The sequence below is a fragment of the Nocardioides sp. NPDC057772 genome (assembly GCF_042798075.1).
GTDB lineage: Bacteria > Actinomycetota > Actinomycetes > Propionibacteriales > Nocardioidaceae > Nocardioides.
This window is the reverse complement of sequence record NZ_JBHVKN010000147.1, coordinates 1-12,675: the sequence shown is the minus strand read 5'-3', so window position 1 is coordinate 12,675 and position 12,675 is coordinate 1. Positions and strand designations below refer to the sequence as shown.

14 protein-coding genes are annotated in these 12,675 nt (G+C 70.8%); 1 reads left to right on the top strand and 13 read right to left on the bottom strand.

What is annotated here, in order from left to right; translation table 11 throughout:
- Window positions 1–111 precede the first annotated feature (111 nt).
- The 6 genes from ACFVJS_RS20325 to ACFVJS_RS20300 all read right to left on the bottom strand — a co-directional run bounded on the left by ACFVJS_RS20325 (window position 112) and on the right by ACFVJS_RS20300 (window position 5,476).
- Entirely contained in the window at window positions 112–369 is a 258-nt protein-coding gene (locus tag ACFVJS_RS20325; RefSeq protein ID WP_378884049.1) for a hypothetical protein, read from the bottom strand.
- Between the two features lie 168 nt (window positions 370–537).
- Entirely contained in the window at window positions 538–2,301 is a 1,764-nt protein-coding gene (gene recN / locus ACFVJS_RS20320; protein WP_378884046.1) for a DNA repair protein RecN, read from the bottom strand.
- Entirely contained in the window at window positions 2,294–3,235 is a 942-nt protein-coding gene (locus ACFVJS_RS20315) for an NAD kinase (protein WP_378884054.1), read from the bottom strand. The genes recN and ACFVJS_RS20315 overlap by 8 nt, the downstream gene beginning before the upstream one ends.
- A gap of 50 nt (window positions 3,236–3,285) precedes the next feature.
- On the bottom strand, window positions 3,286–4,149 hold the full coding sequence (locus tag ACFVJS_RS20310) for a TlyA family RNA methyltransferase (protein ID WP_378884043.1): 864 nt from the start codon (window positions 4,147–4,149) through the stop codon (window positions 3,286–3,288).
- Window positions 4,150–4,160: 11 nt separating this feature from the next.
- Entirely contained in the window at window positions 4,161–4,430 is a 270-nt protein-coding gene (locus ACFVJS_RS20305; RefSeq protein ID WP_378884040.1) for a hypothetical protein, read from the bottom strand.
- Window positions 4,427–5,476 carry an HAD-IIA family hydrolase gene (locus tag ACFVJS_RS20300; RefSeq protein ID WP_378884038.1) on the bottom strand — a complete coding sequence of 350 codons (1,050 nt, stop codon included), beginning with the start codon at window positions 5,474–5,476 and terminating at the stop codon, window positions 4,427–4,429. Before ACFVJS_RS20300 ends, ACFVJS_RS20305 begins: the two co-directional genes overlap by 4 nt.
- A gap of 64 nt (window positions 5,477–5,540) precedes the next feature.
- Between ACFVJS_RS20300 and ACFVJS_RS20295 the strand changes: the two genes are divergently transcribed.
- Window positions 5,541–6,701, top strand: a complete 1,161-nt coding sequence (locus ACFVJS_RS20295; protein ID WP_378884035.1) for a DUF1015 family protein — start codon at window positions 5,541–5,543, stop codon at window positions 6,699–6,701.
- On the opposite strand, the gene ACFVJS_RS20290 is transcribed toward ACFVJS_RS20295, so the two are convergent.
- The 7 genes from ACFVJS_RS20290 to argF all read right to left on the bottom strand — a co-directional run bounded on the left by ACFVJS_RS20290 (window position 6,698) and on the right by argF (window position 12,667).
- Window positions 6,698–7,120, bottom strand: coding sequence for a single-stranded DNA-binding protein (locus tag ACFVJS_RS20290; RefSeq protein ID WP_378884032.1), 423 nt, complete (start codon window positions 7,118–7,120; stop codon window positions 6,698–6,700). The genes ACFVJS_RS20295 and ACFVJS_RS20290 overlap by 4 nt on opposite strands.
- Window positions 7,121–7,246: 126 nt before the next feature.
- On the bottom strand, window positions 7,247–7,816 hold the full coding sequence (locus tag ACFVJS_RS20285) for a DNA-3-methyladenine glycosylase (protein WP_378884030.1): 570 nt from the start codon (window positions 7,814–7,816) through the stop codon (window positions 7,247–7,249).
- Window positions 7,816–9,240, bottom strand: a complete 1,425-nt coding sequence (gene argH / locus ACFVJS_RS20280) for an argininosuccinate lyase (protein WP_378884027.1) — start codon at window positions 9,238–9,240, stop codon at window positions 7,816–7,818. The genes ACFVJS_RS20285 and argH overlap by 1 nt, the downstream gene beginning before the upstream one ends.
- Window positions 9,241–9,243: 3 nt before the next feature.
- Window positions 9,244–9,714 carry an NUDIX hydrolase gene (locus ACFVJS_RS20275; protein ID WP_378884024.1) on the bottom strand — a complete coding sequence of 157 codons (471 nt, stop codon included), beginning with the start codon at window positions 9,712–9,714 and terminating at the stop codon, window positions 9,244–9,246.
- Window positions 9,714–11,171 (bottom strand): argininosuccinate synthase, encoded by a 1,458-nt coding sequence (gene argG, locus ACFVJS_RS20270; protein ID WP_378884021.1) that lies wholly within the window; start codon window positions 11,169–11,171, stop codon window positions 9,714–9,716. Before argG ends, ACFVJS_RS20275 begins: the two co-directional genes overlap by 1 nt.
- Window positions 11,172–11,198: 27 nt before the next feature.
- Window positions 11,199–11,726: an arginine repressor gene (locus ACFVJS_RS20265; protein ID WP_165112303.1), complete on the bottom strand. Its 528-nt coding sequence runs from the start codon at window positions 11,724–11,726 to the stop codon at window positions 11,199–11,201.
- Entirely contained in the window at window positions 11,723–12,667 is a 945-nt protein-coding gene (gene argF / locus ACFVJS_RS20260; protein ID WP_378884051.1) for an ornithine carbamoyltransferase, read from the bottom strand. The genes ACFVJS_RS20265 and argF overlap by 4 nt, the downstream gene beginning before the upstream one ends.
- Between the last annotated feature and the right edge of the window lie 8 nt (window positions 12,668–12,675).

The following is a 12,675-nucleotide window of genomic DNA, read 5'->3' as shown; positions in this document are numbered from 1 at the left end:
TCGCGCTCTGCGGTCGGCGTACCGGGTCCCGACGACGTTCTGGTACGCCTGGCCGTGCTGGAAGTCGCCCGCGTGGACGGCGCCCGCACCGCCCGCAACGGCGCCTGGATGTCACTGGTTGGTTCCGTCCACTGGAAGATGCTCGCCGACCTGCTCGGTGTGGCCGACACCATCGTGGGCGTTGACCACGGCGATCACGCCCGTGGCAGCGATCGCCAGCGCGGTGCTCCGGTCGAGGTCGACGTGGTCGATGACCGCGATGTCACCCTCTTTGAGCCGCGGGATCAGCGCCCTGGTCGGCCGCCCCGAACGGAGCGTGCCGCGGATGCCCGGAAGTACGGAAGGAATCTGGCGAGTAGGCAGTCTCATGGCCCGCCAATCCTCCCCCGGCGCCGATGCCTGCCCCCGGATCTCCTAACCGGCGAGTCGGTCGTTCTGGCGGCCGAATGCGTACGTTTGGCGGCCGAATCAGTCGTTGTGGCGTGTGTCGTTCGCCACAAGTGCGGACTCGGCCGCCAGAAGTGAGGTCTCGGCGGGTCAGACCTTCGCCGCGCGGGCGACCTCGAGCAGCTCACGGGCGTGCGCGATGGCGGTGTCGGAGGCGGTCAGCCCGGCCAGCATCCGGGAGAGCTCGCGCTCGCGGGACTCGTCGTCGAGAACGGTGAGACCGGAGCTGGTGACCACCCCGTCGCTGGTCTTCTCGACGGCGACGTGGTGGTCGGCGAAGGCTGCGACCTGGGGCAGGTGAGTGACCACCAGGACCTGCGCGGTGCGCGCCAGATGGGCGAGACGGCGCCCGATCTCGACCGCGGCGGTGCCGCCGACGCCGGCGTCGACCTCGTCGAAGACGAACGTCGGGACCGGGCTGGTGGCGGCCAGGACCACCTCGATCGCGAGCATCACCCGGGACAGCTCACCGCCGGAGGCGCCCTTGTGGAGCGGGCGGGGCTCGGAGCCGGTGTTGGCGGCCAACAGCAGCTCGACCTCGTCCAGACCGTTGGAGCCGTAGCGAAGCCAGCGGGCGTTCTTGCCCGATCCGACCTTCAGCGGCGCGTGCGGCTCGTCTTCGGAGGCGGGCGCATCGGTCTCCTTCTGGCGTAGGTCGACCACCAGCCGGGCGTGGGGCATGGCGAGTCCGGTCAGCTCGTCGCTGACCGCCTGGGCCAGGGCGCCCGCGGCGTCGGCGCGGGCGGCCGAGAGCGCAAGGCCGGCCTCGGCGAGGGCGGCACGCAGCCGCGTACGCTCTCCGCGGAGCTCCTCGATCCGGTCGTCGTCGGAGTCGAGCTCGAGCAGCCGCTTGGCGCCGGTCTCGGCCCAGGCGAGCACCTCGTCGATGGTCTCGCCGTACTTCCTGGTCAGCGCGGTCAGCGCCGCACGGCGCTCGGAGACGACCGACAGCCGCGCTGGGTCGGTCTCGATCCCGGTGGCGTAGGAGGCGACGTCGGCGGCGAGGTCGGAGAGCAGGTAGGACACCTCCGCGAGGCGGTCGGCCAGGGACGCGGCGTCGGGGTCGTGGTCGCGCACCCCGTCGAGGGCCTGGCGCGCGGCCGAGATCGCGCCCAGCGCGTCGGGGGCGTCGACCTCCGAGGAGAGCGCCTCCCGGGCCTGCTCGGCGGCGGTGCGCAGGGTGTCGGCGTAGCCGAGCTTCTCCTCCTCCTGGGCGAGGGTGACGTCCTCGCCGGGCTCCGGAGTGACCGCCTCGACCTCACCGAGACCGAAGCGGAGCAGGTCGGCCTCCTGGGCCCGCTCGCGGGCGTGGGTGGTGACCTCATCGAGCTCGCGCTCGACGTATCGGAGCTGGCTGTGGATGTCTCCGTAGGCCGCGAGCAGCTTGGCGATCGTCTCGCCGCCGAAACGGTCGAGCGAGTCACGCTGGGCACGCGGCTGCAGCAGCCGGTGCTGGTCGGACTGGCCGTGGACCGCGACCAACGGCGCGGTCACCGAGCCGAGCGTGGCGACGGGGACCGTCGCTCCCCCGACGTACGCCCTGGCTCGTCCTTCGGCGGCGACGGTGCGGGCCACGAGGACGCGCCCCTCCTCGACCTCTCCCCCTGCCTCCTCGGTCGCTTCGACGACCGCAGGCAGCGACCGGGCGTCGATGACGCCCTCGACCCGGGCGGCCTTCTTGCCCTTGCGGACCGAGCCGGCGTCGCCGCGGCCGCCGAGCAGCAGCCCGAGCGCGGTCACGATCATCGTCTTGCCGGCGCCGGTCTCACCGGTCACCACGGTCAGCCCTGGTCCGAGCTCCAGGGTCGAGGACTCGATGATCCCGAGTCCGGAGATCCTGATCTCCTCAAGCATGCTCGCCTCCGTTCATCCTGAACGGACGCCGTTCCGCGGCGCCTCGCCATCCCTCCACAGACAGTCCGAACTTCCGCACCAGACGATCCGTGAACGGCGCCTGGTGCAGGCGCACGAGTCTGACAGGCTCCACCCCCCGGGTGACCTCGATCCGGGCGCCGGGGCCTAGGTCGTAGGAGCGCCGGCCGTCGCACCAGAGCACCCCGGCTCCGTCGGCCCGGGTGATCACCTCGACGGCGAGCACCGAGGTCGGCGCGACGACCATGGGCCGCGCGAAGAGCGCATGGGCGCTGATCGGCGTGAGCAGCAGCGCCTCGACACCCGGCCACACGACCGGGCCGCCGGCGGAGAAGTTGTAGGCCGTCGAGCCGGTCGGGGTCGCACAGACGACGCCGTCGCAGCCCCACCTCGACAGCGGCCGGCCGTCGATCTCGACGACCACCTCGAGCATCCGCTCGCGGGAGGCCTTCTCGACGCTGGCCTCGTTGACCGCGAACGTACGAAAGACCTTCTGACCGTCTTCGAAGACGCTGACCTCGAGCGCGAGCCGGTCCTCGGAGGTGTAGCGGCGCTGCACGATCGCCTCGATCGTCGACTCGACGTCGTCGTACTCCGCCTCCGCGAGGAAGCCGACGTGGCCCAGATTGACCCCGAGCACCGGCGTGCGGTGGGGCTGGACGATCTCGGCGGCACGCAGGATGGTGCCATCGCCACCGATCACCAGCGCGAGCTCACAGTCACGGCTGGCATCGTGCTCGTCGGCGGCCAGCTCCAGCTTGGGCTCGTAGGCGGCCGGGTCGATGCCCAGGTCGGCGGCCTCGCTGGCGAGCACCCTCACCACGATGCCGTGGACCGCGAGCGACTTGGCACAGGCGAGACCGACCTCGCGGGCCTCCTCGCGCCCGGTGTGGATGAGCATGAGGACACGCCGCACCTCGGCTGAATCCGCAGGCACTGAGTCCACAGCGGGGGTATCGGCTTCGGTCACGGGTCAACCTTCTCAGACGCCACCGACACTTGCCGGTCGGCCTGTGTCTCGAGGCCGCGCTGTTCGCGCACGGCTTCCTCGATCTCGGCCTCGCTGACGGTGGCGTCACCGCGCCGCAGCCAGAGGAAGAACTCGACGTTGCCCGACGGCCCCGGCAGCGGGCTGGTGGTGACGGCGCGGGCACCCCAGCCGCGCCGCGCCGCGGCCGCGGCGACGGCATTGACGGCCTCGGCTCGCAGCGCCGGGTCGCGGACCACACCACCCTTGCCGACGCGGTCCTTGCCGACCTCGAACTGTGGCTTGACCATGAGCGCCAGGTCGCCGTCGGGGCTGGTGACGCGGATCAGGGCGTCCAGGACGAGCTCGAGGGAGATGAAGGAGAGGTCGCCGACGACGACGTCGACCGGTTCGCCGACGATGTCGAGGGAGAGATCGCGGATGTTGGTGCGGTCGTGGACGACGACCCGCTCGTCCTGCTGCAGCCGCCAGGCGAGCTGGCCGTAACCGACGTCGACGGCGACGACCTGGCGGGCATCGTTGCGCAGCAGTACGTCGGTGAACCCGCCCGTCGAGGCGCCGGCGTCGAGGCAGCGGCGGCCCTCGACCGAGAGCCCGAGCGGTTTGAACGCGGCGAGTGCTCCGGCGAGCTTGTGGCCGCCGCGGGAGACGAAGTCGGGACGGTCGGGGTCCTCGGTCACCACGATGGCGACGTCGGTGGTGACGCCCGTGGCCGGTTTGGTGGCGCGGTTCCCGGAGACCGTGACGCGGCCGGCGGCGATCAGCTCGCTGGCGTGCTCGCGGGATCGGGCCAGCTTGCGCCGGACCAGCTCGGCGTCGAGACGCAGGCGGCGAGGGGGCATGCGCTGGCCTCTCAGGGCTGGTCGGTCGGCCGCGGCTCGCCGGACGCCGCGGCGATCCGGGCCATCGCGTCGTGGGCTCCGGCGGTGTCGGGGTCCAGGGCACGGCGCAGCTCGGTGTGGGCGGCCTCGAAGACGCCGACGTGCTCGCTCAGCGGCAGCTCGTCGAGGCGGTCGAGCGACTCGAGGATCGCGTCGACGCGGGCGACGCCGGTGTGCGGCGCCGCGCTGGCGCCACCCAGCTCGGCCGGGGCCGGAGTCTCGTCGAAATACTGCTCGCTCATGGGGCCGAGACTACCGTCCCGCCGTCGGCATCCGGGCGAGGCGGCACGGCCTGTGCGCCGATCGTGACCACCGCCCCGGTGGCGTCCAGGTGGGCCCAGGCACTGGTCGCGGCGGCCCGCCACCAGTCGTCGGTGTTTCCTTCGCCGGTGATGCACAGCTCTGTGTCGCGTACCTCTGCCGTCCAGCCGCCGACCCGCGCCGTCGTGCCGTCGAGCTCCGGTGCCGGGTGGGCATGGAGCAGCCCGCCGAGGTCGGTGGAGATGTAGGTCGGCCGCCGGTGCGGCTCGGCCGCGACCAGATCGTCCAGACCCGTCACGCCGGTCAGCACCAGCAGCGTGTCGATGCCGGTGTTGTGGCCGCCCTCGATGTCGGTGTCGAGGCGGTCGCCGACCATCAGGGGGCGCTGGGCCTCGGTGCGCCGGATGGTCTCCTCGAGAAGCGGCCGCGACGGCTTGCCCGCCACGACCGGCTCGACGCCGGAGAATCGGCGCAGGGTGTCGACGAGTACGCCGTGGCCCGGCGCGATGCCGTAGGCAGCCGGGAAGGTCATGTCGGTGTTGCTGGCGACCCAGAAGAGACCGTCCTTGATCCGAACCGCCGCCCGGAGGATGTCCTTCCACAGCAGCTCGGGGTTGTAGCCGGTGACGATCGCCTCGGCGTCCTCGTCGACGGCCACCGGCACCAGGCCGGCTGCCTCGAGCGGCTCGCGCAGACCCGCCGCGCCCAGGTTGACCACCTTCGCGCCCGGAGCAAGGCGCTCGGCCAGAACGCGTGCGGCAGCCTGCGCCGAGGTGACCACGTCCGCGGCGGTCGCCTCGATCCCCAGGTTGCGGATGTTCTCGGCGACCTTCGCCGGAGGCCTCGCGGCGTTGTTGGTGATGAACGCCAGGCGCAGGCCTGCCTCGCGTGCGGCGGCCAGCGACTCCGGGGCACGCGGCACCGCCGAGCCGCCGATGTAGACCACACCGTCGAGGTCGAGCATCGCCACGTCATGGACGGAGGCGAGCGCCTGTTCTGAGCCCTTCAACTGATGGCCGTTGAGCACACGAAGTTCCTTGTCTGAGTCGGCGGTTCGGCGAATGGCACCAGTGTGACCCTACGATGTGCGGATGGACGATACGGGTGTGGTCAGGGCGCCGTACCTCGGGCGTCCGCTGCGCCTGGAGCCATTTCGTGCGCTCTCGCTGGCGCCGTCGCGGATCGGGGACCCGACCTCCGCACGGCTCTACTCCCGGCCCTATCGCGGCGTCGCCTCCCGGATCAGCTCCTGGCTGGCGCGTGGTGATCTGCGCGAGCACCGCACCCTCGCGCTCTACCTCCACGAGTACACCGCGGCCGGGATCACCGTGCGTGGCGTCGTCGGGATCCTGGACGTCTCGCACCGCACCGACGAGCCCGGTGAGGCGGCAGTGCTCCCTCACGAAGGCGTACGCACCGCGCAGGCCGAGCAGCTCGCGTCCCGGATGCGGCAGATGCGGGTGCACCCGGCGCCGATCCTGCTGACCTACCACGCGCCCGACGGCGTCGCCGCGCTGCTCGACCGGGTGCAGAGCGGCCCGCCCGAGGAGCAGTACGACGACCACGGCGGGCAGCACCATCGCGTCTGGGCGATCACCGACGAGGCGCTCATCGCGCAGCTGCGCGAGGCATGGGCGACCCAGCAGGCGCTGATCGCCGACGGCCACCACCGCTACGCGGCGTACGCCGAGCTGCAGGGACACGCCGAGCCCGGCGACGCGACCGCGACCGACTTCGGTCTGGCGATGCTCATCGACCAGGACGACACGCCGTTGCAGCTCGGAGCCATCCATCGCGTGCTGGCCGGCGTCAACCTGCGCGACCTACGGGCCGCGGCCGAGGCCGTCGGTGCCGAGTGGACCGCGGGAAGCCGTGACGCCGCGCTGGGCAGGCTCGGGCCCGGCGTCATCGTGGTCAGCGACGGCCGCGGCTGGGCCACGATCGACATCGACACCTCCGACAGCCCGATCACGGGCGACGTCGGCTACCTGCACGACCGGGTGCTCCCCGAGCTGCAGCGTCAGCCGTCGCGGGTGCTGCACGCCCATCAGGTCGACGCCGCGCTGAAGCGGGCCCGCCCGGGTCGCGACGTCGCGGTGCTGCTGGCGGCGCCGACGTTCGACACCATCCTCTCCTCCGCCGCGATCGGACAGCTGCTCCCCGAGAAGGCGACCTCCTTCCAGCCCAAACCGCACCCCGGCGTGCTCATCCGGCTCCTCGACGCTGCTCGGCTGGAGAAATCCCGGCACTAGCTCGCCTGCCTGGCTGCGGCCGCGGCCCGACTCACGCGTCTCGCGGTCAGCACCTCGACCTCGGTCATCGACTGCAGGCGTCCACCGGTCTTGAAGAATCGGCGGCGCAGCGCGCCGTTGACCTCGATCACGTCTCCGACCTGCCAGGTCATCGCCGCCCGGCGCACTCGGGCGACCCAGGTGTGGCACTCGAGCGCGTCGATCTGCACCCTGCTGCTCCCCCGGCGCTTGTCCCGTGGCCGGTTCACGACGACCCGGAACGCGGTGAGCTGGTCGCCGCTCGGCAGCTCCTTCTCCTCCGCGGCCAGCGAGAGTCGGCCGATCAGCCGCACCTCGTTGACCGTCGCCAGCCCGCCGGTAGGCCCCGTCCGCTCGCCATCGTCCGGTGATGGCTCCTTCTCTACCTTTGCGACCGTCATCTCGATCACCTCCGACGACCATCCTGGTCAGCGGCGCCGACAGTTCTGCCCGGGTCTGTGAGGCCTGTGGACAACTCCGGTCCGAACGGTGCCTGTGGACGGTGATCGGCCCGCGCGGGCGAGCTTTCAGAGTGCCTTCGCCGGCCGGTAGCGCGAGACCGTGGGGTCGCCGGAGACCCAGAACCGCCACGGACGCTCGGGAGCCAGACGGAGCCCGACCCGCGGCCCGGTGGCCACCTCGATCCCCGCCCAGGTCTCGACCGGTGCCAGGTCGAGCTCGAAGTCGGTCGTCCCGTTCATCGTGAGGTCGATCCCGAGCGCCGAGGCGAGCCGGGCGGGTCCGCGGGCGAGGTCGACGTCGCGTACCGACCCGCGTCGCTGCCGAGCGACCTCGATCCCGTCGACGACCTCGCCGGCGCGGAGCAGGATTCCTCCCGGCTCACCCGCCGGGTGGCAGACGAGGTTGGCGCAGTGGTGCATCCCGTAGGTGAAGTAGACATACAGCCGCCCGGGCGGCCCGAACATCACCCGATTGCGGTTCGTCTCGCCCCGGAAGGCGTGCGAGCCGGGGTCGTCGGCCGCGTACGCCTCCACCTCGGTGAGCCGCACCGTGACCCCGTCGAGCGACAGCGTCGCCCCGAGGAGCCGCGGAGCGGACACCTCGGGGCGCTGGTTCAGCAGCTCGGTGAGTGACACTAGGACGGACGAAACCCGTCGGCCTTGGACCGGAGCTCGGCGAGCTGCTCGGCGACCCGGTCCGGAGCCGTGCCGCCCCGGCCGTCGCGGGAGGCGACCGACCCCTCGATCGTCAGCACCAGACGTACGTCAGGAGTCAGCGCCGGCGAGATCGTCGCGAACTCCTCGTCGGTGAGCGCGTCCAGTTCGACGCCACGCTTCTCCGCCGCCTGCACGCAGGCGCCGGCGAGCTCGTGCGCGATCCGGAACGGGGTGCCCTGCCGGACCAGCCACTCGGCGATGTCGGTGGCCAGCGAGAAGCCCTGCGGAGCGAGCTCGGCCATCCGGTCGGTGTTGTAGACCAGCGTCGCGACCTGGCCGGTGAAGGCCGGAAGCAGGACCTCGAGGGTGTCCAGGGAGTCGAAGACCGGCTCCTTGTCCTCCTGCAGGTCGCGGTTGTAGGCCAGCGGCAGCGCCTTCAGCGTCGTCAGCAGACCAGTCAGGTTGCCGACCAGGCGTCCGGCCTTGCCCCGGGCGAGCTCGGAGATGTCGGGATTCTTCTTCTGCGGCATGATGCTCGAACCCGTCGACCAGGAGTCGTGCAGCGTGACGAAATCGAACTCCTTGGTCGCCCACAGGATGATCTCCTCGGCGATCCGGCTGATGTCGACCCCGATCTGGGCGCACACGTAGGCGAACTCGGCGACGAAGTCGCGCGAGGCCGTCCCGTCGATCGAGTTGGCACTCGACCCGGTGAAGCCGAGCTCTGAGGCGACCAGCTCGGGATCGAGCCCGAGCGACTGTCCCGCGAGCGCCCCGGAACCGTACGGCGAGTCGCAGACGACCCGCTCCCGCCAGTCGTTGAGCCGGTCGACGTCTCGCAGCAGCGACCAGGCGTGGGCCATCAGGTGGTGGGAGAGCAGCACCGGCTGGGCGTGCTGCAGGTGCGTACGTCCCGGCATGATCGCGCCGAGGTTCTCCTCGGCCTGCGTGGCGAGGGCGTCGATCAGGTCGAGCACGAGCCCGCGCAGCACCCGCTCGTGGTCGAGCAGATAGCTGCGGAACAAGGTCGCGATCTGGTCGTTGCGCGAGCGCCCGGCGCGCAGCTTGCCGCCGACCACGGGACCGATCTCCTCGATGAGCAGCCGTTCGAGCGCACCGTGCACGTCCTCGTCGGACTCGGCCGGAAGCAGCCGGCCGGCGGTGAACCGGTCGGCGAGCACGTCCAGACCGCGGTGGATCTCGTTCTCCTCGTCACCGGTGAGCAGGCCGGCCGCCCCCAGCGCCTTGGCGTGGGCGTGCGAGCCGGCGATGTCGTAGAGCGCCAGCCGCCAGTCGAACTGCGTCGAGCGCGAGAGCGCCTCGAGCTCCGGCGAAGGACCTCCGGCGAACCGGCCGCCCCAGAGCTTGCCCTCGTTGGTGGTGTTGGCAGGTACGTCAGCCATCGGTCACTGGTCTCCTTCCAGCACGGCATCAACAGCAAGCTTCAACAGGCCGGGCAAGTCAGGGTCTGCCCAGTTCTCATCGCGCAGCACGTCAGCGGTCCACCAGCCTGACCGAATCATCGACGCCTTCTCGATCGGCTCGAGGTTCTCGAAGCTGATCTCCGTGTCCCGAGCCAACGGCGCCGCGAAGTATGTGGCGTCACCAAGGTACTCGACACCGTTCCATCGGTAGGCCTGCTGCACCCGCGCGACCGGGCCAACCAGGTCGGTGGGCTCGATGCGTACGCCTGCCTCTTCCCACATCTCTCGAACGGCGGTGTCATCGGCAGACTCACCGTGGTCGGTTGCTCCACCAATGGTCGTCCAGTATTCGCCGCGACTGGGATCGGCTGGATCGGTGTCGAGGACGAGCAGCACCTCTCCGCCCGGACTGACTGGCAGCACCCTGCCCGAGGCGCGCGGGATCGGTGGCATCAGTCGTTCCCCGACTCCATGGCCACCTCGTCGAGGACGGTCTCGTCGAGGACGGTCTCCTCGACAGGAAGTGAAGTCGCGGGCTTGCCGTCGGCAGCGGCGATGCGGTCGAAACCACCCGCGGGCAGCTCACCGAAGAGGGTGCCGTTCTCGACCAGGACCGTGCCCTGGTCCAAGGGATGCCCGGCGTAGATCTCGAGCTTCGAGCGCGAGTCGGCGATGTCGAGGTTGCGCATGGTGAGCTGGCCGATGCGGTCGACGGGACCGAAGGCGGCGTTCTCCACGCGCTCCATGGAGAGCTTCTCGGGGTGGTAGGAGAAGTGGGAGCCCTCGGTGTTGAGGATCGTGTAGTCCTCACCCCGGCGCAGCCGCAGGGTGACGGTGCCGGAGACGAGGGAGGCGATCCAGCGCTGGATCGACTCGCGCAGCATCAGCGCCTGCGGGTCGAGCCAGCGGCCCTCGTAGAGCAGCCGACCGAGCTTGCGGCCCTCGTTGTAGTAGTTGGACATGGTGTCCTCGTTGTGCACCGCGTTGAGCAGCCGCTCGTAGGCCGCCCACAGCAGCGCCATGCCCGGCGCCTCGTAGATACCGCGCGATTTGGCCTCGATGATCCGGTTCTCGATCTGGTCGGACATGCCGAGGCCGTGGCGACCCCCGATCGCGTTGGCCTCGTAGACCAGGGCGACGGGGTCGGAGTAGGTCTTGCCGTTGATCGCCACCGGACGACCCTCGACGAACGAGATCGAGACGTCCTCGGTCTCGATGGCGACCGAGGGGTCCCAGAACTTCACACCCATGATCGGCTCGACGGTCTCGAGGGAGACGTCGAGGTGCTCGAGGGTCTTGGCCTCGTGGGTGGCGCCCCAGATGTTGGCGTCGGTGGAGTAGGCCTTCTCCGTGGAGTCGCGGTAGGGCAGGTTGTGGGCGAGCAGCCACTCCGACATCTCGTGACGTCCACCGAGCTCGTGGACGAAGTCGGCGTCGAGCCAGGGCTTGTAGATCCGCAGCTCGGGGTTGGCCATCAGGCCGTAGCGGTAGAACCGCTCGATGTCGTTGCCCTTGAAGGTCGACCCGTCGCCCCAGATGTTGACGTTGTCGGCCTGCATGGCCCGCACCAGCATGGTGCCGGTCACCGCACGGCCCAGCGGCGTGGTGTTGAAGTAGGCGCGACCGCCGGAACGGATGTGGAAGGCGCCGCAGGCGAGCGCGGCCAGGCCCTCCTCGACCAACTGCGGCTTGATGTCGATGGCGCGCGCGATCTCCGCGCCGTAGGCCATCGCACGGTCCGGGACCCCGGAGATGTCGGGCTCGTCGTACTGCCCGATGTCGGCGGTGTAGGTGCACGGGACCGCGCCCTTGTCGCGCATCCAGGCGACCGCCACGGAGGTGTCGAGACCTCCGGAGAAGGCGATGCCGACGCGCTCACCCTTGGGAAGGGAGGTCAGGACCTTGCTCACGAGATGTTGCTCCTTGCTCTGAAAGCTCTATTGGATGTCTGTCGTCTTGCCGGCGAGGCTGAGGAAACGCTCGACGAGCGCCGCTCCGCCCTTCGGCTCGCGGCCGATGACGAGCACGGTGTCGTCACCGGCGATGGTGCCCAGGATGTCGGGATACTCGGCCCGGTCGATCGCGGAGGCGAAGTACTGGGCTCCGCCCGCAGGGGTACGCAGCACCACCAGGTTCGCACTCCCGTCCGCGCTCACCAGCAGCTCGCGGGCGAGGCGGCCGAGCTTGCTGCGTCCGCTGGCGGACTCCCCTGGCGCCACCGCGGTGCGGTCGCCCCCTTCGCCGGGAACCGCGTAGACCAGTGCACCGGAGGGAGCCCGCACCTTCACCGCGTCGAGCTCGTCCAGATCACGCGAGAGCGTCGCCTGGGTGACGTTGACCCCGTGGGCGAGCAGCGCCTCGGAGAGCTCGGTCTGCGACCGGATCTCCCGGCTCCAGATGATGTCGACGATCAAGGACTGTCGGGCGCCCTTGGTGGCGGGCCGGTGGGTCTCGTTGGTGGTCATCGTCGCTCCCACAAGAAGGCCAGGATCGCCTTCTGCGCGTGGCGGCGGTTCTCGGCCTCGTCCCACACCAGGCTCTGCGGACCGTCCAGCACCTCGGCCTCGATCTCCTTGCCGCGGTAGGCCGGCAGGCAGTGGAGCACGACCGCTTCGGGGTCGGCGTGGCCGAGCAGCTCGGTGGTGAGCGCGTAGGGCGAGAACACCTCGACCCGGGCGGCCGCCTCGCTCTCCTTGCCCATCGAGACCCAGGTGTCGGTGATGAGTACGTCGGCCCCCGATGCCGCCGCGACCGGGTCGGACGTCACCGTGACAGAGCCACCGGTCTCCTCGGCGATCTCCTTGGCCCGGACCAGCACGTCCGCGTCGGGCGCGTAGCCCTCCGGCGCACCGAAACGGACGTGCATCCCGGCGGTGGCCCCGGCCAGTGCCCAGGAGTTGCCCATGTTGCAGGCCGCGTCGCCGAGGAAGGCCGCGGTGAGGCCCGACAGCGCTCCCTTGTGCTCCCGCAGCGTCTGCAGATCGGCGAGCAGCTGGCAGGGGTGGAAGTCGTCGGTGAGCGCGTTGACGACCGGGACGCCGGAGTGGGCGGCCATCTCCTCGAGGTCGCGCTGCGCGAACGTACGCCACACGATCTCACCCGCCTGCCGGCCGAGGACACGGGCCACGTCGGCGACGGACTCCCGCTCACCGATCCCGGCCAGGCGGCCGTCGACGAGCATCGAGTGGCCGCCGAGCTCGGCGATCCCGGAGGAGAAAGATGCCTGCGTACGCAGCGTCGGCTTGTCGTAGATCGTGGCCACGGTCACCGGGCCGGCGAGCGGCTTGGCGGCGTACGGGTCCTGCTTCATCGCCGCCGCGAGCGCCAGCACCACGCCCTGCTCGGTCGGGGTGAGGTTCATCTCGGCTTCGGTCGCTGGCCGGTCCTCCCAGCCGACGGTGAGCATGCGGACGG